Genomic DNA, 21,525 nt, shown 5'->3' with positions numbered 1-21,525 from the left:
CTTTAGATGATGCATCACCTTAGTATAAGTAAGCAATATAACTGAGCTTATGTATCGATGGGAAAATAATAGAACGTCATTTAACCTTTGCTAAGGCTGAATTGAGTAGTCATTAATTTCATCTTATAAAAAGCGACTTCGGTAGCTTTTTTTTCCTTTTTGTTGCTGCATACTTTATCCTACGTCATAATCTAACGTCCTATTAAAACGCGGAATTTTTATGAACTGGCTTGCACAATTACCTACCCAACGAACCCCGTGGCTTTTATTTACAGCTATCGTTTTTTTACTTGAAGTTACCGCTCTTTTCTTTCAATACAAAATGGGGTTAGCGCCTTGCATAATGTGTATATATCAACGCACTGCAGTATTGGGTTTATTAGGCGCAGGGATTGTAGGCTCGAGTAAACCACAAAGTAAAACTGTGCGTATGATAGCGTATGTTATTTGGGGGATATCGAGTGTTTGGGGATACTTAATTGCTCGCGAACATATTGATATGCAAACCACCACAGACCCTTTTGCATTTAGCTGCGAGTTTGAACCAAATTTCCCATCATTTATGCCACTACATGAATGGATACCTAGCTTTTTTCAAGCTACCGGGGATTGTGGAAATATAGATTGGCAGTTTGTTGGCATGAGCATGCCTGCTTGGATGGAAGTGATATTTGGGATTTTCTCACTAACGCTATTTATTATAATTATTGCCCGTTTATCAATTAAAAAGTCGATTTGATATGTTTACATTTTTTTCAAGCCAATTAGACCAGCTTAAGCATTTAAAAGTACGCCAGCGTCAAGACGTAATTGCGCTTGCATTAAGTCAGCTATCGCCAACTGATAAAGTTCTATTGCGTATTATAAAGTTGCTATTACTTAGCCCACTATTTTTAATATTCACTGTATTTAAAGGTTGGATATTAATACCATTTTTGATACTTGGCGGATTGTGCTATCCACTATTAACTACACCTATTGAAATTAACTTTGCTAAAAAGCACTTAAGCGATGCGCTAAAACAATTTAATCAGGGCGCCTAGCACCCTGATTACTTTTTAGAAATATTAAAGTGAAAGTTTCCCCTCTAATTTAGCTAAAAGTTTTTTGCCAATCCCTTTAACTTGCGATAAATCACTAACGCTTTTAAATTCGCCATTTTCTTCACGATAATCCACAATTGCCTGCGCTTTTTTCTTACCTATACCAGGTAACTTAGCAAGCATCTCTGCATCAGCATTATTTATACTAATTGTCTCAGCTTGAGGCATTTGCTTAGTTACTTCTGATAATTGTGCATACGCGGTAGTCGCGGGTAGTAAACATAATAAACTTATGATGAGTAAATTTTTTAACGTTTTCATTAAACTTGCCCTTATTCTTCTTTTCTTAATTTTGAGTATTGCTCAGGAAATCAATAAATAAGGAACTGTAAAATTCATCACTTAAAGTGTACCTAAACGCATTATCACTATGATCCGAAATCCTGAAAATGCAGCTGGTACAACAAAGTGATTGCTTAACTAAAGTAAAGTTACCGTTTTTTGTCAAATTTAAGACACCTAAAAATTAATACTTCGCGCTTGCAAATTTACTTACAAACCATTACTGTACATAAAAACAGTAATCTAATGGTTTTTTAAAAACCACGGTGCCAAGCAATTTTGCAGGAGAAATCATGGCTGTTGTTGTTAAATATGTTGTAGAACGAAACGGAGTCGAGCGTATGACGTTTACTACCAAAAAAGAAGCGGATGCTTATGACAAGATGCTCGATATAGCAGAATCACTTGAGCTGATGCTAGAAAAGGTAGACGTACCGCTTAGTGAGCAACAAATTGAATCACTTGCTTTAGAAATAGCGAAAAGCAAAGATGATTTTATGACCATATTAAAAGGTGGCAAAGATCCAGCTGTTACCAAAGCGCCAGCAAAAAGTAAAAAGTCAGATAACGTTGCATCAATTGAAGATAACAACGATAAAAAAGTAAGTTAATTCATAGAATGCTCCCTCCTCGGACGGGACAAACTAAATAAAAAAGGGAGCAACTAAGTTGCTCCCTTTTTTATTATACCAATTCGCTTAATTAAGTGATCTCTTTGAGGGTGGAAAAACGTGTTGATAGCTAGGCAAAAATTCGATATTTAGTTGTTCTAAATGAGAATTTTTTAACGCCGGTAGCAACACGTTTAGCCCCGCAAAATGATTAAGTATTATTGCGGATTGGTATTAATTACTACTCATTTTAAAATAAATAGTAATTGCTAATTAAAGCTCTTTTTCTACTTCATCAAATAAAGCAGTGATGTTTTGCTCAGGCTCTTTTGTTACTAAGCTAACAACAACAATTGCAATACTCGCTAAAATAAAGCCCGGTACTATTTCGTACATAAAGCTACTTAAGCTTTCACCATTGATAGTAAATGGTCCATATATCCAAATTAGCACAGTAAATGCGCCTACTAACATACCAGCTAACGCACCAGCAAAGTTCATGCGTTTCCAATAAAGGCTAAACAATACAAGTGGTCCAAACGCAGCACCAAAGCCAGCCCACGCATTACTTACTAGGTCTAAAATAGAGCTATCTCTGTCGTAAGCTAAATAAATAGCGAACATAGCAACTACGGCAACACTAATACGGCCAACAGCAACTAGCTCTTTATCACTGGCATCTTTACGTAAGAATGTTTTATAAAAATCTTCTGTTAATGAACTTGAACTAACCAATAATTGAGATGAGATAGTACTCATAATCGCAGCCAAAATTGCAGCAAGTAAAAAGCCAGCAATAAGTGGGTGGAACAGCAACTCAGAAAGAATTAAGAAAATTGTTTCAGGGTCTTCAACTACAATGTTGTTCTCATAAGTATAAGCTGCACCAAATATACCAGTACCAACAGCACCAATGGCAGCAACAATCATCCATGTCATACCAATACGGCGTGCTTTAGGCATATCTTTAACACTACGTACCGACATAAAACGAACAATGATATGTGGTTGGCCAAAATAACCTAAACCCCAAGCCATTGCAGAAATAATACCTAATGCAGAACCTGCACCAATCCAGTTAAGCATATCTGGATTTACGCTATGTAAAGTTGATTCTAAAGGTTGTTCAAGCAAAGAGTATGCAACCGTTGGTACTAGAATAAGTGCAATGAACATAATACAACCTTGCACAAAGTCAGTTAAGCTTACAGCTAAAAAACCACCAAACAAGGTATATAAAACAACTACGCCCGTTGTAATGTATAAACCCATTTCATAAGTTAAACCAAATGAGCTTTCAAACAATTTACCACCAGCGACAACACCAGATGAAGTATAAAGAGTAAAGAAAACAATAATTACCACAGCTGATACAACACGTAATAGGTTGGATTTATCATTGAAGCGATTTGAAAAGTAGTCTGGGATGGTTATAGAGTCATTTGCTTTTTCAGTGTAAACACGTAATCTCGGTGCAACTAACAGATAATTTAACCAAGCACCAATCACCAAGCCAATTGCTATCCATGTACTACTAAAACCAGTAACAAACATCGCACCAGGTAGGCCCATTAAAATCCAGCCACTCATATCAGATGCACCTGCAGACAGTGCAGCTACACTTGGAGATAGATTTCGTCCACCTAACATGTAACCAGATACATCGTCAGTAGATTGCTTATATGCATATAGTCCGATACCTAACATTACAATAAAATATAATGCTAGTGAAATAATCATTCCTGTTTCCAAATTAGCCTCCGCATAATTATTAATAATAGGCTTTAATCCAAATAATGACTCTTAAAATTTTATAGTTAAGACACTATTGGGGTAAAAACCATTCTCGCTGACTATATCATGCTTGATAATAAAATCTCCAACTTGTTGCCCTCACCTGATACAAAAATACTCATGTTGAATGATTTTAAAGCGAATTGGTGAAATAAAATAAATTAAATACTAGAAACACCTTAATTTTTAATGATAATTTATTAATCTAGCAAATATACGTAATGCTATTTTGAGTCTTTTGCCATATATTATTACAATACCCAATTACATTACTCTTACGGAACTGTTTATGTATTTTTACGCTGCACGCCAACCTATTTTAGACAGAGATAAAAAGCTCATCGGGTATGAACTTTTATTTCGCGATGGCGTTGATAACGTATTTCCTGATATAGATGGTGACGAGGCAACTACACGACTAATTGAAGGTAGTCAGTTTAATTTCGGCTTAGAAGATTTAACCGACAATAAACCCGCCTATATAAATTTCACCCTAGAAACGCTATCAAAGGGCTACCCAACACTACTGGGCAAAGATACTGTAGTTGTAGAAATCCTTGAAACTGTGCAACCTGGGAAGCGATTATTAGCCATAGTGAAAGATCTAAAAGATAAAGGTTACACTATTGCTCTTGATGACTATATTCATCAGCCTGTTTGGCGCCACTTTTATCCATTTATTGATATTATTAAAATAGACTTTTTAGCATCTGATATAGATACAATAAAAACGGTTCTTAATGATTTAAAACTGCACTCGCATATTAAGTTACTTGCCGAAAAAGTAGAAACCTATGAAATTTACCAACAAGCTCTAGAGCTTGGTTTTGATTATTTCCAAGGATTTTTCTTCTCAAAACCTGAAATGGTACAAAGTAAGGCTCTACCGCCTTCAGAAATGGCATTAGCTGAATTACTTTACGAAACATCAAGCGTTGATATGGATCTTAAAAAAATCACTGATGTGTTTGAGCGTGATGTAAACCTATCTTACAAATTACTTAGGTATTCAAATTCTGCTGCCTTTGCAAGGCGTGCTGAAATAAGTACCATTAAGCAAGCCCTTATAGTGCTTGGTGTTAACGAAATTAAAAAACTATTATCATTATTATTTGCAGCGCAAGTATCAGCAGATAAACCTGTAGAGCTAATTAGGCTATCGCTTACGCGCGCTCGTTTTGGTGAGTTACTCGCTATATCCCATGGACAATTTAAAGATACCGGCATGGCATTTTTAACCGGTATGATGTCTCTTATGGATGCTATTTTAGATGAGAGTATGGAAAGCGTTATGAAAAAGCTTCCACTTTCGAATGACATAAAAGCAGCCTTATTAAACGATGAAGGCTTGCTGGCAAAATATTTAAACTTAGTTAAGTATTATGAACAAGCTAACTGGTCAGCAGCAAACGAATTAACGAAAGAGCTAAACCTAGGTGAAAAAGTTCCTGATGCCTATCATGAAGCACTGACTTGGGTTAATGAGCAAATGCAGTTAGTAGTTAACGAAAAATAAGTAACCCGAACTCTGGTTAAGATATTTACTAATATATTGAATTATAATGATATCTAAGTTTATTTTTCTCTAGCCAAAGTTCAGATTACATAAACAGTCAATAAAAACGCCAGCATTTAGCTGGCGTTTTTATCATTGGCTTCAATTATAAACTTTCTAAAAAGTCTTCATCAAAATCAGCTGGCTCTTCTTTAACTGGTGGATTGCCATCGTACAGCTCATAAATTTGACGCTGGAAGTAAATATCTTTTACAAATAAGTACGGATCAAGTGAATCATTTAATAGCCCTTCTTGTGGTATTAAAGATGCACGCGCCTCAACTGCTTTTAAAACAAATACTAAAATAGTTTGTGGAGTCGTTAGCGCAACTTCAGGTAATACAAAGTTATCGACTACATCACCGGTCAGGTTACGTGCTGTTGTTGGCCCCATACCTGGTAGCATTAAATAGGCGCCATCACCTACGCCCCATACACCCAACGTTTGTCCAAAGTCTTCATCGACTATTTCAAGACCTAGTGAGCTTGCAACATCAAAGATACCAAACAGACCGACAGTAGAGTTAACTAAAAAGCGTGCTAAGCTCACACTTGCATTACCCGGTTTACCTTGCAAACCCGCATTGATCATATCTACAGGTGCGGTGATATTACCTGTAAAATTAACAATACCGTTTCTTACCGGTACAGGCGTTACTTCAACATAACCTACAGCAACTGGGCGCAATAAATAAGCATCCAGTACATCCATATTAAAGTCATATAATGGACGATTAATACTTTGCAGCGGATCTCTGTCATCTACTTTGCTTTGAGGTACTTGAGCACAGCCGGCTAGTATCAATAAACATAAAAAAGTAAAACTGTGTTTTAACATCTAACGTCCTTAAGGTATTAATGTATCAATTTGAAGTTGGTAGTCACTTACACTTTCACGCTTTAACGCCTGTGAATGACCTTCTAGCTCACCAGAGCTTGGCATAACAGAGTCATCGATAGAAATACGCGCCGAAATAATAATATTTTCTGCACTAGATAAGTTAAGCCCTGCAACCATTGCACTACTATCACTCAACTCAACTGTAATTGGAAATGAATATTTAGTCAGCTTAACAGCAGCTAATGGCATAGGTGAGCCAGTTGCAGCTTTTGCAAATATAAACAAAATACCGTCTTTTGGCTGTTTATCAATAAGCTCTTTTGCAATGTCGACTGTAACTGCAATAGCACCCGTTGTAGTAGTAACTGGCATAACTGAGCCTTCACTTTGCATTTGTTGCTCAATATCAGCAATACGTTCGGAGATCATGTTATAACGTGAATCATTTTTTTCCATGCTCGCCAATAAAACTTCAAATGCAGTTTTAGCTTGCGGCCAATCTTTACGCTCATACGCTATCAGCGCTAGTAACGAAATAGCATCTAAATTAGTAGGCTCAACGTTTAGCACTTTTGAAAGCATACCTGCCGCGCGAGTCATATTAGCTTCGCTACCTTCAAGTAATAAAACCTGACTGTAACTAATAAGAACCTGCATATTATCAGGGTTCATACGTAGTGCTTTATCAAATGACTGCTGCGCCATGTCAAATTCATTAAGCGACATAGCCACTCGACCAAGTAGCATCCAAGCAACTTCATCATCGCCAGAGCGGCTAAGTTTAGTACGAAGCGCCAATGCAAAAGCCTGCAGCTCATTTTGACTAAGCGGCTCACCTTTTTGCATTACAGCACGCTCGCCATAATCAGCTAAATTATCCATTGCGTCATGCCAAGCCGAAATTTGCTGCTGACTGCCTGTAAAACTATAAAAAATCCCTGTAAGCGCAAGAACAAATGCACCGCCTGTTAAAGCAAAAATACGATTATTACCTTTGCTGTTAAGTGATTTCTCTGGTGATAGCTCGTTCAATAAGCGACGTTTTAATTCAACAATTGATTCTGCGTGATTTACGCTATCAATGCGTTGATTATCTAAATCAGTTTGCAAATCGACTAAACGCTGCTCATAAATACTAATTAATTCAGCATTGGCGTTATGAGTAATCGTTTGAACACGCTCTTTTTTTAAAAAAGGTATCATAACAAAGCTAAGAGCAACCAGTGTGAGTAAGGCAAAACACGCCCACATTAAAATCATTTAGCTTTGCTCCTGACGTTTATTTTGTTCAATTAGCTTCGCTAGCAGCATTTCATCGTCGCTGCTCCATGTTTGTTTTACTGATGCTTTTCGTTGGCGAATAACAATAAAACCAAAGCCAACAATTACAATTAACACAGGTAGTACCCACAGCACTAAAGTCGCTGGTGTAACAGGTGGGTCGTAATGAACAAAATAGCCAAAGCGGTCAATCATATAATCAATCACTTCGTCTTTACTTTTACCTTCTTTAACCAATACGAGTACTTTATCGCGCAAGTCTTTAGCAACAACAGCGTCGGAGTCCGCAATGTTTTGATTTTGACACTTAGGGCAACGTAGCTCTTTGGTTAACTCTTCAAACAATATTGCTTGTTTGTTGTTATCAAATTGATAGCGATCTTGCTGTGCAAACGCACCCATGCTTACAAAAAGGCTAAGCGTAAGTAGTAACCACTTCATTATTTAAGCTCCTGCATAATTGGCGCAAATTTAGCTCGCCATACTCGCGGATTTATATCACCGGTGTGATGTAACAAAATAGTGCCGTTTTTATCGACTAAAAAAGTTTCTGGCGCACCCGACACGCCTAAATCCAACGACAAAGTACGGTGTAAATCTAAAATATTAAATTGGTAAGGGTCACCTGCACGTTGCAGCATATCAGTGACTTCGCTGCGAAGTGATTGCATATCAAACGGGCCATCAAAATCAGAGTCGTAACCTTGTACGTAATATAGTCCAATAATTTTAACGCCTTGCTCACGTAACTTAGTTAAATAACCAAGTTCGACTAAACATGTTGGGCACCACGTACCCCATACATTTAATAAGTAAACTTCACCTTTTAACGACTCGTTGGTCCACTGCTTATTGTCTTGCATTAAATCAGGTAAATTAAACGCTGGCATTTCTTGACCTATCCGCCCTGTTTGAATTTCACGAGGGTTGGCAAAAAGACCTTGGTATAAAAATACACACACAAAAGCAAACACTAAAAGCGGCGCAATAGCTAAAATTTTACGGTTCATAAAACACTCTCCGGTACATCTTTACGGGCTGTTTTAGCTGATGTACGGTAACGTTTATCAAACAAAATCATGAAACCTGCAAATGACATAAGCACGCCACCAATCCATATCCAGCGTACAAATGGTTTATGATAAATGCGAAGTGACCATGCATCACCACTTAATTGCTCACCTAATGCTAAATATAAATCACGTTTAAAACCGGCATCTATTGCCGCCTCAGTCATAAACTGCATACCAATGTCATATTTACGTTTTTCGGCGTGTAAACGTGTTACTAGCTCATTATTTTTAAGCACAGATACAACGCCCGCATGACCGCTGTAGTTTGGCCCACGAATAGTTTTAACGCCATCAAAGCGATATTCATACTCATTAAGCTGTGCTATTTCACCCGGTTTCATCGATACATCACGCTCTACTGAATAAGCCGAGGTAAGTGTTACGCCCGCAATAATAAATGCAATACCAATATGCCCAAGTACCATAGCCCAGTAACTTACAGTAAAGCGTTTTAAGCCTTCTTTTAAGCTCCCGTGCACAGCTGCTTTGGTGTAAATATCAATCCCTGTTGATATTGCAATCCAAACCGCCAGTGTTGTCGCTAATAACGTAAGTGGTTTTACTAAATCGTAACTTGAGAATAACCAAGCGCAGGTAATCACAACACTTGCTAATACGCCCATTAATATTTTGTTTTGCAAAAAAGCCCACTTGTTTTGCTTCCAACGTAAAAGTGGTCCGATCCCCATCAAAATAGCAAACGGTACTAAAATTATTGCAAACATCTTATTAAAAAACGGTTCGCCAATAGAAATGCTACCTAAGCCCATTTCTTTATGAACCATTGGCAACAATGTACCTAACATAACAATTAATGTAGCAACAACTAAAAATATATTATTGAGCCATAAGGCCACTTCGCGCGATACCAGCTTGTATCGTCCTTCACTGTGAACTTGTGACACACGCATTGCATATAACGCCAAGCCACCACCGACAACGATGCCTAAAAAGGCGAGTATAAATAAGCCTCTATCGGGGTCTGTAGCAAACGCATGTACCGATACAATAATACCCGAGCGTACAATAAACGTACCTAGCAAACTTAAAGAGAATGCTGCAATTGCGAGTAATACGGTCCATGATTTAAATATACCGCGCTTTTCTGTCACACTTAATGAATGCAGTAATGCGGTTGCAACAAGCCAAGGCATAAGCGCTGCGTTTTCTACTGGATCCCAAAACCACCAGCCGCCCCAGCCTAGTTCTGAATACGCCCACCAGCTACCAATAGTAAGACCTAAACCTAAGAAACCCCACGCAGTCATCGTCCACGGGCGTGACCATTTAGCCCATGTGTTATCAAGTTTACCTGTTAACAATGCAGCTATAGCAAAAGAGAAAGCAACCGACAGCCCCACATAACCCATGTACAGTAATGGTGGATGAATAATCATACCTGGATCTTGAAGCAGCGGATTCAAGTCACGCCCTTCTACCGGAAAATAAGGAAGTAGGCGCTCAAACGGGCTTGAAAGCAGTAAGGTGTACATCATAAAACCTACACCTAAAAAGCCAAGTACACCCAGTACGCGAGCACGTAATACCCAAGGTAATGATTTAGAACGCGCTGCTACAGCAGCAGTCCAACCCGCTTGCATTACTAACCATAATAAAATAGCACCTTCATGACCGCCCCACGTAGAGGTGATTTTATAGTACCAAGGCAGCGTACTACTTGAATGATACGCTACGTAAGATACGGTAAAGTCGTCTGTTAAACTTGCATAAATAAGTGCAGCAAAAGAGATTAGTACAAAAGCAAACTGGCCTATTGCTAAAGATGGAGCCGCACGCATTAACCGAAGATTACCAGTATGCGCGCCCCAAAGAGGAAAAATACACAGTAAAACGCTTAGCACCATGGCAAGCGTTAAAGAAAAATAACCAATTTCTGGGATCATAGCTAATTACCACTATCTAAGTTGTATTTTGGTTTTTCGTGCTTAATACCTTTAACTGCCTCTGCAACTTCTGCTGGCATATATTCTTCGTCATGCTTTGCTAGCACTTCAAATGCTTCAATAACATTAGGCTCGACTAATACGCCCTGCGCTACAATGCCTTGCCCCTCACGAAACAAGTCTGGCAATATGCCTTGATAACGCACAGTCACTAATGGACCTGTATCTATTAGCTTAAAGCTTACTTGTAAGCTTTGTTCATTACGCTCAACCGTGCCTGGCACAACCATGCCGCCAATACGTAACTTTTGACCTATATGTGGTTTTTCTTTGTTAGGGCCTTTGCCATCAATTAATTCGCTTGGCGTATAAAAAAGATTAATATTTTCTTGCAGTGCATAAAGCACTAAACCAATTGACCCACCAATACCAAACAGTACGGCAATAATTACCAATAGTCGCTTTTTACGTCTTGGATTCATGAGATTTGTTCCTGCTTAGCTTTTTTAATTCGCGCTTCACGTATTATTTGTTGCTCCACTGAAGCCATAATACGTTTGGTGTCTCTCAAAGAGTTCACTAAAATACCGAGTAAAATAAGTGCGCATGTACCAAAAGAAAGCCAGACATAAAATCCATAACCTCCCATTGCAATAAAATCAGAAAAAGAGTCAAACTGCATAATTACCCCTTATTTAACAACGAGCGAACCCACGGTCGGTGCTTTTCTCGTTGCAAAATTTCATTTTTAAGACGAATTAAAGTCACTGTTCCAACAAAAGCAGCAAAGGCTAAAATATTAACCATAAGAGGCCAAAACATACTTGGATCTATTGCTTTTGTATCTAGCTTTGTAATGCTTGCACCTTGGTGTAACGTATTCCACCACTCAACAGAGTAATGAATAATAGGTAAATTAATTACGCCAACAATTGCTAAAATAGAAGCCGCACGCCCTGCTGACTTCTTATCTTCAAATGCATGGTAAAGCGAAAGCACGCCAAGATATAAAAATAATAAAATAAGTTCAGACGTTAAACGCGCATCCCATACCCACCAAGCACCCCACATAGGTTTACCCCATGCAGCGCCAGTAATAAGCGCTATAGCAGTAATACATGCACCAACAGGCGCAATAGCAATAACAGCAAGCTCGGCATTTCGTAGCTGCCATACAAGTGCAACGATAGCGGCAATCGCCATTGATGAGTAAGCCCCCATAGATAAAATGGCAGAAGGCACATGAATAAAGATGATACGGTAGCTGTCTTTTTGTTGGTAATCGGCAGGTGCAAAACCAAGCCCCCATACCCATCCAACAATCATACTAACTACGGTAACTACGGCAAAATATGGCAGTAACGTATTGCATAACTGGTATGCACGCTCTGCTTTAGCATAGGGATGTAACCACTTCCACATTAACTTACACTCACTTTTAAAGCTGACGATATGGCAATTGGTGCGCTTATAATAGCAATAAGTAACATTGCACCAAGGATGGCAAGCTGCCCACTATAATCCAGTGACATTGTACTGGTATCGATAGCCGACGTTGCAAAAATCAAAACAGGAATATACAAAGGCAGTACGAGTAAACTCATCAAAATACCCCCTTTTTGTAACCCCACAGTAAGCCCTGCGCCTATTGCGCCAATAAAGCTCAATAATGGTGTGCCTAATAATAATGTTAAAACGGTTGCTGTTAACGCCGTACTTTCTAGGTTTAACAATAATGCAAATAGCGGGGTCATTAATACAAGTGGTAAACCTGTTACCACCCAATGAGCAGCCACTTTAGCGAGTACGGTTAGCGATAATGGATAAGAGGATGCAATTAACTGCTCCAACGAGCCATCGTTAAAATCATCCCTAAACAACTTATCTAAACCCAACATGGTAGAGAGTAATGCGGCAACCCAAATAATACCTGGCGCCATTCTCGCAAGTAGACCGGGCTCAGGCCCTATTGCTAACGGAAATAATGAAATTACAATTAAGAAGAATAAAATAGGATTTACAATTTCGGCGCGCTGGCGAAACGCAAGTTTTACATCTTTGGTAAATACCGCACTAAATAGCAACCAATAAGAGTGTTGACGAGTCATTAGTGGCGATACTCCAGTGTAACCGTTTGTAAGTTACTAAAGTGGGTCGTTAAGTCTTGGTGGGTCGTTAATAAAATGGCACCACCGCTTTGTAAGTGTTCAGTAAATCGCTGCTGTAAAAAGGCGACACCGCTTTTATCAAGCGCGGTAAATGGCTCATCAAGTACCCATAATTTAGCATCACTTAACCAAAGCCTAACAAGCGCTACACGTCGTTGTTGTCCAGCAGATAGCATTCTAACGGGTACATCTTCAAGTCCAACAAGGCCAAGTTGCGCTAAAATAGGATATAAATCAGGCTCATTTATGTAGCCATTAATTTGTAACCAGTGGCGAACATTTTCAACTGCACTAAGCTGAGTACTTACACCTGTTTTATGCCCTATAAAAAGCAGCTCTCTGGCATACTCTTCATAGTACTTAGATATAGGTTGATCTTGGAACAGAACAGACCCTTCATCAGGCACAGAAAAGCCAGCAATAATACGCAGTAGCGATGTTTTACCAGCCCCATTAGGACCCGCTAATTGCATGATTTGACCGCTATTAAGGCTAAAATTAAGATCCGCAAACAAACAACGATCTTGCTTGATGCAGGTGACGGACTTAATGTGTAACAAGATGACGATTCTCTCTGCCAAAAATTAGGCGTTAGTCTACCATAATGATAGGGTAATACGAATATTGCTTTATAATCGATTAACAAAAACTTGATTTAAAATAATGAATACACCAACGCAAATAACATTATCTAACTCATTGGTTATCAATCAATCTGCTCACAGCCAGACCAATGAGTTACCACAGTTACCTAGTGAGGTACTTGCGGCTAAAAACATCCAATTTTCGAAAGACTCGATTACGCTTGATGTATTTATTGATAAGCATTGGCAAACATTAAGGCTTGGCACTTCAAGCGCACCACAAAACCTGCAAAAAATAGTCAGTGCTAACATACAAATCAGCCCTGATGGTAAGCAGCTCAACATCTCGCCAAACAGTACAACCCTTACTTTAAATCAGCCGGTACAATTGCAGCGCTTGTTAAATTATGTAAGCACGGGCACTGAGGTACAAAGCCAACCAATGGATGTACAAGTTACTGTATCCCCGTCTCCCAAGTTAGTTATTGATAAACTCAACGCAAGTATTGCCATAAATAAAGACGTAGCCCAGTTACTTACAACTGAACAGCCTTTAAAAGTAGTTGTTAGTACGACTAATAAAGGCGCACAGATTAATGTTATTAACCGCTTTGCTGATACGGTTCACTCGCAACCACTTAGCCAAACTAAACTTACTAATTTGCTCGCGGCCTTGTTACCCAGTGCACAGCTTCAAGCAACACCAAAACTGGCTATTTTAACTCATCCTCAAAAGTCAGGTTCATTTACAACACCTATTACTAATCAACAACTAGCCGAGCTACCTAATACATCTATTAAAGTAAACTTAGTGAACCAAGCAGATAAATTATTTATTAAAACCGATACAAACAATATAAAAGTAACGCTTAACAACTCATTCTCAAAACCATTTAACGAGTTACTTTTAGCGCAAAAAAGCAATGCACCTGAAGTAGCCGTTTCTGCGAGTAATATTAAAGTAAATCCATTATTGACCCTAAATAGTCCAATAAAATCGTGGTTACAAAATAGTTTTAGTGATTTAAAAACGCGAATTAATGATGCGGTTAAATATTTTGAAAATAAGCCTTTTGCTACAATAAGTAAATCTGAGTTAACGCAGCTATCAACTTCGCCCGCGCAACAAAAAACGTCTTTAGCTATACAACTGAGTGAATCACCGCTAATTAGAGTTAACATTACTCAAAGTGTGAGTACTGCGTTAAATAACAATACGAGCAATATTTTGCCAGAGCACTTTTCAAGGCTCCCGCCGATTGTACAATTAACGCAACTAGTAAAAGGAAGTGTTAGTGTTTGGCAAACACCTGCAAACACAGCAACAACCTACATGCCAATAACAAATAATACTACCTCAGGTGAAGTGGCGAGCGCTAAGCTAAGTGATTTAAAAGCAAGCCAATTAAAACCCCTTATTACTAGTGAAAACAGTAAACCGAACGCCTTGGTTAACCCTACCAATGAAGTAGTCACTAAGGGACTTACCACCTCCTCAGCACAGCTTGCAATAAACGATAATAATCAAAACAACACAAGCACAGTGAACACTAAAAGCATTACCTTGTTAACTGAGCCGTTATCTAATGCGCCCTCTCGTAGTCAAATGCTACAACCAATAGAAGCAAAACTATTAAGTACATTATTAAAGCTTCCTGATGCCACAACCCCTACAGATAGGCTGGCTTACAATAAACAACTTTTAAGCAGTCAAATTACTGATATTACAGATAAGGCAACAAAAGACACCCCTGATTTAACTCGCTTAATTAATCAAGCATTTAACCGTATGGTTTCAAGTAATAACATAAACCCTGCAACCATACAGCGTGAGATACTTGCTACTTTACAGCCCACTCAACTAGCGGGTGATATGCTGCAAAGTAGTTTCACTAAAGGGCTTGAACAGGTGGCTGTGAGTATTTTAGCTGCGCCTCTCATTAGCCAATCAGCAACGCCTATCAGTTTTAATAATCAAACTGGCTTAGATGCTCTCTTACAAGTACTTATACCTACTTTTAAAATGGGTAACACGGGAGCAAAAATGCTTGAACAGCTTCAACAAGCTCAAGTACAAGCTTTGGCCAGCGAAATCGTACACGTTAAAAACACACTTACCCAAGTAAGTGTCTCAACACCAAATCAACAGCCAGACACAAACCCGCTTGCACAATTTTTATTACCGATGAGATTACCTCCAGAAGCAGCCCAAACAGAAATAACACTTGGACAGTATAAAAAGCCAAGCGCCGGTAAATTAGAAGATAAAAATGTATGGTTTGTCAGATTAAACTTTGATTATGCCCAACTTGGGCAGCTACAAATTACTGCTGAGTTAATGGATAAAGCACTCGATTGCCAGCTATTAGCCTCGAGCCAAGAAGTAAGTGCAATTGCTCATCCTCACTTAGATAATTTAAGATCAAAACTAGCTAAACATGGCTTACAAGTTGGCGAGCTCAACTTAAAGAGAGGCGATGCCAACAATCAGGCATTCTATAAATCTCACGCAATTATTAATATTAAGGTTTAGCTATGAGTGAAACACCGATTAATAAATCAGCCATTGGGCTTTTGTACGAAGCTGGAAACACACCCACTGTAAGTGTTAAAGGGTTTGGTGAATTAGCTGATGAAATAATAGCAGCGGCTAAACTAAAAGGAATTATGATCCACGAAGATGCAGCACTTGCTAAAACGTTGTCACATTTAGAGTTAGGAGAAGAAATTCCCAAAGAGCTTTATTATGTTATTGCAGAGCTTATTGCGTTTTCGTATGTATTAAGAGGTCAATTTCCGCCAGGTTGGCAGGATTTTCAAGGTAAGTTAAATATTAAAGCTTGAGCCAATTTATTCGCACATAAAAAAAGGCGCTAAGCACCTTTTTGTTTATGTAATGAAAATAGTAATTCGGCTTCTGCTCGTGGTAGTTCGCACTCGCGTATTACTTCATCAAGGTCTGCACCTAACTCAACCATTTTTACAGCACGAGAGTAAATTTTAGCATCAGGGTCATCGTATTTTTGCGCCGCTTGCTGTTGCATTAAATCTTGGTTTTGTTGTTCGACTTCAAGCACTCGCTTACCAATACTTAAGAGCCCGGTTCTAATCTCCGAAATTTCACTGCGCAAAATATGAGTCTGCTCAGAGCTATCTTTAAGCTGCTGCGATACAGCATTAATTTCATTCGCGTGTTTATTTTTTAATGCAATAATTAACGCCAGCGATATAAGTCCTACCGCTAACGCTGATATAGCTATACTAAGTAACACCATAATTTATTTGGTAAAGCTTATATATCGCTTAACTCATCCCATTCGTCATCACTGAGTAACTTATTTAAATCAACCAAAATCAGTAATTCATTATCGCGGTTACAAACACCTTGAATAAACTTAGCGCTTTCTTCAGTACCAACATTTGGCGCACTGTCGATTTCAGAGCTGCGCAAGTAAACCACTTCCGATACGCTGTCGGCTAAAATACCAATAACTTGCTCTTCTGCTTCAATAATTAAGATGCGAGAGTTGTCAGTTGCATCAGCAGCTAGCAAACCAAAACGTGCGCGAGTATCAATAACGGTAACAACGTTGCCGCGTAAGTTAATAATACCAATCACATATGAAGGTGCACCTGGTACAGGAGCTATCTCTGTATAACGAAGTATTTCTTGAACTTGCATTACATTTACGCCGTAGGTTTCTTCCTCTAGCTTAAACGTAACCCACTGTAAAATTTCATCGTTATTATCTGCGTTTTTATTTGCTGACAGTAATTTATCTTGATTCATGCTATTACCCCGTAATGGTCATTACTACTGACGGCTATCTAAGCCTTTCTCTAATAATATATTTAAATTATCTACGTCTATCAAAGCACACATTTTTTCTTTTATAACGCCAGCAAGCCATGGGCGCTTGCTTTTATTTGTACGCCATTTTACATCTTCTTTACTCAATGTAATGTTATTTATCAACTTTTCAGCTAATAAACCCCACTGGCTATCACCTAGTGTAATCAAATATTGATAATCTAAAGATGCCTCTAATTTATCATCATATTTTTCTGGCATAACCCAACGCGCAGTATCAACAACATTAAGCTTTTCTTCTCTGTTAAGCATAACGCCTTTAAACCATTTCGGCTTACCAAACAAATGATTTACTTCACCTAATTGATGTATTCCACCAAGTGCTTTTAATGGCACAGCCAAGGTCAAGCCAGCAACTTCAAAAAACAATGCCTGAAATTCACCATCAAAATAGTCTGATTGGCTAGTAGTTACAATCTCCAGCTCTGGCTTTTCTATAGTAGTAATTGCAGGTGCTATTACTTCCTCGTCAACCACTTCATTAACTTTTTCAGTTTTAAACGCTGGCTCAGCTATTGGCTCAATTTCAACATTGAGCAAGTCATTATCAAATGTACTCTCTGCTGCTTTTAATTGTTCTTTAGGTTTTGAATGAATATGCTGTTGTGAATCATCTGGGATTTGCTCAAGTAATTTTGCAACTGGCTCAAGGTTATCTACAGGCTCATCTTCACATAACAAAGCCCCAAGGTATTGTTTCATTACTTTTTCATTAGCAAACAATTGCTTACTCATTCATTAACCTTGTTCAATTAAATATTCTAGCAGTGCTTTATATGCGTATACACCGCGCGAGCGAGGACAATACTCTACAGGTACTTTTTGTGCAAAGCTTGCATCTCTAAATTTGGTATCCACCGGTATCACACCTGGCCAAACTTTATCACCATATGTACTTTGCAATGTTTTGTATGCTTCTAACGATGCTTTAGTACGTTTGTCGTACATGGTAGGAATTATAGTATATTGATAATCTTTTGCTTGAGAGGATTGCATCAAATCCATAGTACGCATCATTCTATCAAGCCCTTTTAGTGCTAAAAACTCCGTTTGCACTGGCACTAAAATTCGCTCACTTGCTGCAAGCGCATTGACCATTAACACCCCTAAAACTGGAGGGCAATCTAAAATGGCATAATCGTAATGTTCGCTAATTTTTGCAAGCGCTTTTTTTAGTATTAACCCCATCCCTGTTTTATTACCCATACTTCGATCAAGCGTAGCTATTGCCATAGTCGCAGGTAAAATATCCAAGTTTTGAAGTGTTGATGGACACAAAGCTTGGAGTATCTCTTCACTTTGCATACTTGTACCACGGGCAAAAATATCGTACACACTGACTTCTAAATCCTCTGAGTCAATGCCAAAGTAATAAGTGAGTGACGCATGAGGGTCTGTATCTATAAGCAATACACGTTTACCTTGTAATGCCAAAATACCGGCAAGGCTCACTGCGGTTGTTGTTTTACCAACCCCTCCTTTTTGATTAGCGACAGTCCAAATCTTCACATTACATCCTAATTACTGTTCATTGCGCGTTGTTATGCGAATACCACCATGAGGCAAACGAATTATTTTTATTGTATCGTCATCTGAAGGAAGTTCAATTTCAGGTTCAATCACTGCAGGCTCATCAGCTTGCCCGTCACTTTTAACCTCTTGTTTTGGCGGTAATCCATACTTAGAAAGTGCGATAACAACTTTACGATTTTCTGCGCGCCCTTGTTCTGTATCGTTACTTGCAAAAGGTGAATATTGGCCATAACCTTCTATCGCCATTCTAGCTGAATTAATGCCTAATGCTTCCAGCTCTACTAAAATTGACGTGGCTCTAGCTACCGACAGCTCCCAGTTCGAACGAAATATCTCATTACGAATACTTTCATCATCAGTATAACCTCGTACTCTTACATAGTTATCTACTGGTGCAATAATATCTTTAACAATCTTGACGACCTGTTTTGCTCGAGAGTGTGCAACTGAACTACCACTTGAAAATAACATACCTGAGCTTAGCTCTATAATCAGCCAATCTTGGTTAAGCTCTAAACTGGCTTCTCCATCACGGATTTCATCAATAAGCGCTGACTGTAATTTAATTAATAAACTATCAAGAGGTTTGCCTAAATACTTTTGCTGGATGTTGCTTGTATCACTTTGGCCGTCGAGTAGCTCAGGACCTTGCTCTTCTTTTAATATACTTTCGCCATAAAGAACTTCTTGTTCAGGTGTCACTCTATCTGTCAATATTCCATTACCGTTGACACCTTCACCTTGCTGGGAGTATTGGCGAGCTGACTTATCAAAAACCTGTTCAAGGGAATCTGACAATATTTGGAATTGTTCTTCTTTATTAATCGCTATCGCATACAGAACCACAAAAAAAGCAAACATAATAGTCATGTAATCGGCATACGATACAAGCCAACGTTCGGTATGTTGACTTTTAGCAGCAGAGTGACGAAGTCGTCGGCGTAACATGTTATTCGTCCACTAAATTAGGGCGCTCTACACGATAGGCTTCAAGCTTTAATTCTATATTTACTGGGCTTTCACCTATGCTTATTGCAATAACGCCTTCAGCAAGCATTTCATGGTAAAGCATTTTTTGCTCTACACGCTGTTTTAACTTATTTGCCATAGGTAAAAACAATAAATTAGCTAAACCAACACCATAAATGGTCGCAATAAATGCCGTTGCAACGCCGGCGCCAAGCATTTGTGGATCGGTAATAAACGACATTGCCTGTATTAAGCCAAGCACCGCACCTAAAATACCAATGGTAGGGCTGTAACCCCCCATTGCTTCATAAACACGCGCGGCTTCAAGCAAACGATCGCGCTCTAGCAGTAAATCAATTTCAAGCGTGTCACGTAGTTTTTGCTCTGAGCAGCCATCGACAAGTAAGCTTAAACCTTTTGCTGCATAGGCATCTGGGTGAGCTAAGGCTTCATTCTCAAGCGCTAAGTAACCTTCTTGACGTGCTTTATGAGACCATCGTTTAACTTGCTCTATTGCGTCTTCAATATCGTATTGTGGTGCAACAAAAACCCACGAGCTCATATTTAGCATTTTTTTGAATGTGCTAGCAGAGGTTTGCAACATAACAGCGCCAAGCGTGCCACCAAGTACAATAATAAGCGCAGGGCCATTAAATAAAGCTGAAATAACACCGCCTTCTAAAGAATAACCTAAACCTATTGCACTAAGTGCTACCAATAGTCCAAATATTGAGAGTTTATCCACAACCTACCTCTCTCATTATACGTGCTGCAACATCGCTCAATGCTAAGCTTTCACTTGAAAGCCCCGCATTAGCAATTGCTTGGGGCATTCCATAAACGACACAGCTTTTCTCATCCTGTGCCCAAATAGTTGCCCCCGTTTGTTTTAACATTCTTGCACCATCACGACCATCAGCGCCCATACCTGTTAAAACAATAGCAAGTACATCGCCTTGATACGTTTTAGCTGCACTAGCAAAGGTTACATCTACGCTTGGTTTATAACTTATTCTCTCGCTATGATCTTCAAATACGCGCAGCGTTCTATTTGCTCCACGCCCCTCTACCATCATCTGCTGCCCGCCAGGCGCTAAATAAGCAGTTCCTGGTTGTAAGCGATCGCCTTGTTGTGCTTCTTTCACTTTTATTTGGCACAAACCGTTTAAGCGCGCTGCAAACGCAGGTGTAAATGCAGCGGGCATGTGCTGAATAAGTAAAATAGGGTGAGGAAAATTAGCAGGCAATTGAGTCAATATAGTTTGCAGAGCAACAGGACCACCTGTAGAAGTACCAATAGCTAAAAGTTGATATTGTTTTCCACTTGCTCGCATTGAGGCAACATTTGAACTTGTCGATGCAACAGGCGCAGCTCTTTGAAAGCTTCTATCAGGCTGCTTGATTTGAGTTGTTGATGTGCTTGTTCTTTGCGAAAGTGAACTTGTTGGTTTCGTTGAAATGACTGGTGTAGCTGGTGTTGCCGCTCTAAATGTTCGCGGTAAACGTCTTCGTCCTATATCTTTTACTTTACTTTGCAAAAGCTTAATTGCATCTTCATTATTGCGTGCAATATCTTCAAATTTTTTCGGTAAAAAATCCATTGCGCCAGCATCTAACGCATCAAACGTTGCCGTTGCACCATCACGTGTAAGTGATGAAAACATTAAGATAGGAGTTGGGTTACTCGCCATTATCTCTTTAACTGCGCTAATACCATCAAGCACAGGCATTTCGACATCCATGGTGATCATGTCAGGACGCAATTGAGCTGCTTTCTCAACAGCCTCTCTGCCATTAACAGCAAAGCCTATAACTTGTATATCGCTATCTTGCTCAAGGATTTCGCTTACTCTACGGCGAAAAAAGCTTGAATCATCAACAACTAAAACTTTAACGGCCATTTAGCTCTCTTATTAAATTTATGCGTAGGTATATATTAAATATATACCTACTTTA

At 38.9% G+C, this 21,525-nt stretch carries 25 protein-coding genes; 6 read left to right on the top strand and 19 right to left on the bottom strand.

The features are described from left to right. The first annotated feature begins 220 nt into the window (after window positions 1-220). Both dsbB and H5089_RS16400 read left to right on the top strand, forming a co-directional pair. Entirely contained in the window at window positions 221-739 is a 519-nt protein-coding gene (gene dsbB, locus H5089_RS16405) for a disulfide bond formation protein DsbB (RefSeq protein ID WP_024595347.1), read from the top strand. A gap of 1 nt (window position 740) precedes the next feature. Further along, the gene (locus tag H5089_RS16400) at window positions 741-1,043 is read left to right on the top strand and encodes a DUF6170 family protein (protein ID WP_024595348.1); all 303 of its coding nucleotides are present in this window, start codon (window positions 741-743) and stop codon (window positions 1,041-1,043) included. 24 nt (window positions 1,044-1,067) lie between these two features. Here the strand turns inward: H5089_RS16400 and H5089_RS16395 are convergent, their stop codons facing one another. Next, window positions 1,068-1,364, bottom strand: coding sequence for a helix-hairpin-helix domain-containing protein (locus H5089_RS16395; protein WP_165723515.1), 297 nt, complete (start codon window positions 1,362-1,364; stop codon window positions 1,068-1,070). A gap of 314 nt (window positions 1,365-1,678) precedes the next feature. Between H5089_RS16395 and H5089_RS16390 the strand changes: the two genes are divergently transcribed. Then, the gene (locus H5089_RS16390) at window positions 1,679-1,996 is read left to right on the top strand and encodes a YebG family protein (RefSeq protein ID WP_004335683.1); all 318 of its coding nucleotides are present in this window, start codon (window positions 1,679-1,681) and stop codon (window positions 1,994-1,996) included. Window positions 1,997-2,269: 273 nt separating this feature from the next. Here the strand turns inward: H5089_RS16390 and putP are convergent, their stop codons facing one another. Beyond that, a complete protein-coding gene (gene putP / locus H5089_RS16385; RefSeq protein WP_149602304.1) occupies window positions 2,270-3,748 on the bottom strand; it encodes a sodium/proline symporter PutP in 1,479 nt (492 codons plus the stop codon). A gap of 331 nt (window positions 3,749-4,079) precedes the next feature. Here putP and H5089_RS16380 point away from each other — a divergent pair, with 331 nt between their 5' ends. Then, entirely contained in the window at window positions 4,080-5,306 is a 1,227-nt protein-coding gene (locus H5089_RS16380) for an EAL and HDOD domain-containing protein (RefSeq protein WP_182712662.1), read from the top strand. 145 nt (window positions 5,307-5,451) lie between these two features. On the opposite strand, the gene H5089_RS16375 is transcribed toward H5089_RS16380, so the two are convergent. The 10 genes from H5089_RS16375 to ccmA are packed head-to-tail and all read right to left on the bottom strand — an operon-like array spanning window position 5,452 to window position 13,172. Further along, window positions 5,452-6,183, bottom strand: a complete 732-nt coding sequence (locus H5089_RS16375) for a VacJ family lipoprotein (RefSeq protein WP_182682688.1) — start codon at window positions 6,181-6,183, stop codon at window positions 5,452-5,454. Window positions 6,184-6,192: 9 nt separating this feature from the next. Further along, window positions 6,193-7,446 (bottom strand): c-type cytochrome biogenesis protein CcmI, encoded by a 1,254-nt coding sequence (gene ccmI / locus H5089_RS16370; protein WP_024595353.1) that lies wholly within the window; start codon window positions 7,444-7,446, stop codon window positions 6,193-6,195. Continuing rightward, window positions 7,447-7,908 (bottom strand): cytochrome c-type biogenesis protein, encoded by a 462-nt coding sequence (locus tag H5089_RS16365; RefSeq protein ID WP_002959280.1) that lies wholly within the window; start codon window positions 7,906-7,908, stop codon window positions 7,447-7,449. It lies immediately after the preceding gene. Continuing rightward, window positions 7,908-8,477, bottom strand: a complete 570-nt coding sequence (locus H5089_RS16360; protein WP_024595354.1) for a redoxin family protein — start codon at window positions 8,475-8,477, stop codon at window positions 7,908-7,910. Before H5089_RS16360 ends, H5089_RS16365 begins: the two co-directional genes overlap by 1 nt. Beyond that, complete coding sequence (locus H5089_RS16355) at window positions 8,474-10,444, bottom strand: heme lyase CcmF/NrfE family subunit (RefSeq protein WP_002959282.1); 1,971 nt, start codon at window positions 10,442-10,444, stop codon at window positions 8,474-8,476. The genes H5089_RS16360 and H5089_RS16355 overlap by 4 nt, the downstream gene beginning before the upstream one ends. A 2-nt stretch (window positions 10,445-10,446) precedes the next feature. After that, window positions 10,447-10,926: a cytochrome c maturation protein CcmE gene (ccmE, locus tag H5089_RS16350; RefSeq protein WP_002959283.1), complete on the bottom strand. Its 480-nt coding sequence runs from the start codon at window positions 10,924-10,926 to the stop codon at window positions 10,447-10,449. Continuing rightward, complete coding sequence (ccmD, locus tag H5089_RS16345; protein WP_002959284.1) at window positions 10,923-11,126, bottom strand: heme exporter protein CcmD; 204 nt, start codon at window positions 11,124-11,126, stop codon at window positions 10,923-10,925. Before ccmD ends, ccmE begins: the two co-directional genes overlap by 4 nt. Before the next feature lie 2 nt (window positions 11,127-11,128). Then, a complete protein-coding gene (locus H5089_RS16340) occupies window positions 11,129-11,866 on the bottom strand; it encodes a heme ABC transporter permease (protein WP_002959285.1) in 738 nt (245 codons plus the stop codon). After that, complete coding sequence (gene ccmB, locus H5089_RS16335; protein WP_002959286.1) at window positions 11,866-12,552, bottom strand: heme exporter protein CcmB; 687 nt, start codon at window positions 12,550-12,552, stop codon at window positions 11,866-11,868. Before ccmB ends, H5089_RS16340 begins: the two co-directional genes overlap by 1 nt. Further along, the gene (gene ccmA, locus H5089_RS16330) at window positions 12,552-13,172 is read right to left on the bottom strand and encodes a cytochrome c biogenesis heme-transporting ATPase CcmA (RefSeq protein WP_152609331.1); all 621 of its coding nucleotides are present in this window, start codon (window positions 13,170-13,172) and stop codon (window positions 12,552-12,554) included. The genes ccmB and ccmA overlap by 1 nt, the downstream gene beginning before the upstream one ends. A 103-nt stretch (window positions 13,173-13,275) precedes the next feature. Here ccmA and H5089_RS16325 point away from each other — a divergent pair, with 103 nt between their 5' ends. Next, window positions 13,276-15,729: a flagellar hook-length control protein FliK gene (locus H5089_RS16325; RefSeq protein WP_182712661.1), complete on the top strand. Its 2,454-nt coding sequence runs from the start codon at window positions 13,276-13,278 to the stop codon at window positions 15,727-15,729. 2 nt (window positions 15,730-15,731) lie between these two features. Next, window positions 15,732-16,040, top strand: coding sequence for an EscU/YscU/HrcU family type III secretion system export apparatus switch protein (locus H5089_RS16320; protein ID WP_138488715.1), 309 nt, complete (start codon window positions 15,732-15,734; stop codon window positions 16,038-16,040). Window positions 16,041-16,069: 29 nt separating this feature from the next. On the opposite strand, the gene H5089_RS16315 is transcribed toward H5089_RS16320, so the two are convergent. From H5089_RS16315 to H5089_RS16285, 7 genes are read right to left on the bottom strand one after another with little or no spacing between them, the layout of a single operon-like run. Next, on the bottom strand, window positions 16,070-16,471 hold the full coding sequence (locus H5089_RS16315) for a DUF2802 domain-containing protein (RefSeq protein ID WP_024595394.1): 402 nt from the start codon (window positions 16,469-16,471) through the stop codon (window positions 16,070-16,072). Between the two features lie 17 nt (window positions 16,472-16,488). Further along, complete coding sequence (locus H5089_RS16310) at window positions 16,489-16,986, bottom strand: chemotaxis protein CheW (protein ID WP_002959294.1); 498 nt, start codon at window positions 16,984-16,986, stop codon at window positions 16,489-16,491. A gap of 24 nt (window positions 16,987-17,010) precedes the next feature. Continuing rightward, a complete protein-coding gene (locus H5089_RS16305) occupies window positions 17,011-17,802 on the bottom strand; it encodes a chemotaxis protein CheW (protein ID WP_182682694.1) in 792 nt (263 codons plus the stop codon). A gap of 3 nt (window positions 17,803-17,805) precedes the next feature. After that, the gene (locus tag H5089_RS16300; protein ID WP_002959298.1) at window positions 17,806-18,576 is read right to left on the bottom strand and encodes a ParA family protein; all 771 of its coding nucleotides are present in this window, start codon (window positions 18,574-18,576) and stop codon (window positions 17,806-17,808) included. 12 nt (window positions 18,577-18,588) lie between these two features. Further along, the gene (locus tag H5089_RS16295) at window positions 18,589-19,548 is read right to left on the bottom strand and encodes a flagellar motor protein MotB (RefSeq protein WP_024595392.1); all 960 of its coding nucleotides are present in this window, start codon (window positions 19,546-19,548) and stop codon (window positions 18,589-18,591) included. Window position 19,549: 1 nt separating this feature from the next. Then, window positions 19,550-20,314, bottom strand: coding sequence for a flagellar motor protein (locus tag H5089_RS16290; protein ID WP_182712660.1), 765 nt, complete (start codon window positions 20,312-20,314; stop codon window positions 19,550-19,552). Beyond that, on the bottom strand, window positions 20,307-21,470 hold the full coding sequence (locus tag H5089_RS16285; RefSeq protein ID WP_182712659.1) for a chemotaxis response regulator protein-glutamate methylesterase: 1,164 nt from the start codon (window positions 21,468-21,470) through the stop codon (window positions 20,307-20,309). The genes H5089_RS16290 and H5089_RS16285 overlap by 8 nt, the downstream gene beginning before the upstream one ends. Between the last annotated feature and the right edge of the window lie 55 nt (window positions 21,471-21,525).

The sequence above is a fragment of the Pseudoalteromonas sp. SR45-1 genome (assembly GCF_014163655.1).
Lineage (GTDB): Bacteria > Pseudomonadota > Gammaproteobacteria > Enterobacterales > Alteromonadaceae > Pseudoalteromonas > Pseudoalteromonas distincta.
This window is presented reverse-complemented; position numbering and strand designations above follow the sequence as displayed.

Excerpts from the sequence above, each read along its gene's own strand:
- H5089_RS16380 (WP_182712662.1), top strand. The coding sequence starts at position 4,080 with ATGTATTTTTACGCTGCACGCCAACCTATTTTAGACAGAGATAAAAAG.
- ccmI (WP_024595353.1), bottom strand. The coding sequence starts at position 7,446 with ATGATTTTAATGTGGGCGTGTTTTGCCTTACTCACACTGGTTGCTCTT.
- H5089_RS16340 (WP_002959285.1), bottom strand. The coding sequence starts at position 11,866 with ATGTGGAAGTGGTTACATCCCTATGCTAAAGCAGAGCGTGCATACCAG.
- H5089_RS16390 (WP_004335683.1), top strand. The coding sequence starts at position 1,679 with ATGGCTGTTGTTGTTAAATATGTTGTAGAACGAAACGGAGTCGAGCGT.
- H5089_RS16360 (WP_024595354.1), bottom strand. The coding sequence starts at position 8,477 with ATGAACCGTAAAATTTTAGCTATTGCGCCGCTTTTAGTGTTTGCTTTT.
- H5089_RS16295 (WP_024595392.1), bottom strand. The coding sequence starts at position 19,548 with ATGTTACGCCGACGACTTCGTCACTCTGCTGCTAAAAGTCAACATACC.
- H5089_RS16375 (WP_182682688.1), bottom strand. The coding sequence starts at position 6,183 with ATGTTAAAACACAGTTTTACTTTTTTATGTTTATTGATACTAGCCGGC.
- H5089_RS16400 (WP_024595348.1), top strand. The coding sequence starts at position 741 with ATGTTTACATTTTTTTCAAGCCAATTAGACCAGCTTAAGCATTTAAAA.
- H5089_RS16395 (WP_165723515.1), bottom strand. The coding sequence starts at position 1,364 with ATGAAAACGTTAAAAAATTTACTCATCATAAGTTTATTATGTTTACTA.
- H5089_RS16310 (WP_002959294.1), bottom strand. The coding sequence starts at position 16,986 with ATGAATCAAGATAAATTACTGTCAGCAAATAAAAACGCAGATAATAAC.
- H5089_RS16365 (WP_002959280.1), bottom strand. The coding sequence starts at position 7,908 with ATGAAGTGGTTACTACTTACGCTTAGCCTTTTTGTAAGCATGGGTGCG.
- H5089_RS16320 (WP_138488715.1), top strand. The coding sequence starts at position 15,732 with ATGAGTGAAACACCGATTAATAAATCAGCCATTGGGCTTTTGTACGAA.
- dsbB (WP_024595347.1), top strand. The coding sequence starts at position 221 with ATGAACTGGCTTGCACAATTACCTACCCAACGAACCCCGTGGCTTTTA.
- ccmB (WP_002959286.1), bottom strand. The coding sequence starts at position 12,552 with ATGACTCGTCAACACTCTTATTGGTTGCTATTTAGTGCGGTATTTACC.
- H5089_RS16315 (WP_024595394.1), bottom strand. The coding sequence starts at position 16,471 with ATGGTGTTACTTAGTATAGCTATATCAGCGTTAGCGGTAGGACTTATA.
- H5089_RS16305 (WP_182682694.1), bottom strand. The coding sequence starts at position 17,802 with ATGAGTAAGCAATTGTTTGCTAATGAAAAAGTAATGAAACAATACCTT.
- H5089_RS16285 (WP_182712659.1), bottom strand. The coding sequence starts at position 21,470 with ATGGCCGTTAAAGTTTTAGTTGTTGATGATTCAAGCTTTTTTCGCCGT.
- H5089_RS16325 (WP_182712661.1), top strand. The coding sequence starts at position 13,276 with ATGAATACACCAACGCAAATAACATTATCTAACTCATTGGTTATCAAT.
- ccmD (WP_002959284.1), bottom strand. The coding sequence starts at position 11,126 with ATGCAGTTTGACTCTTTTTCTGATTTTATTGCAATGGGAGGTTATGGA.
- ccmE (WP_002959283.1), bottom strand. The coding sequence starts at position 10,926 with ATGAATCCAAGACGTAAAAAGCGACTATTGGTAATTATTGCCGTACTG.
- H5089_RS16355 (WP_002959282.1), bottom strand. The coding sequence starts at position 10,444 with ATGATCCCAGAAATTGGTTATTTTTCTTTAACGCTTGCCATGGTGCTA.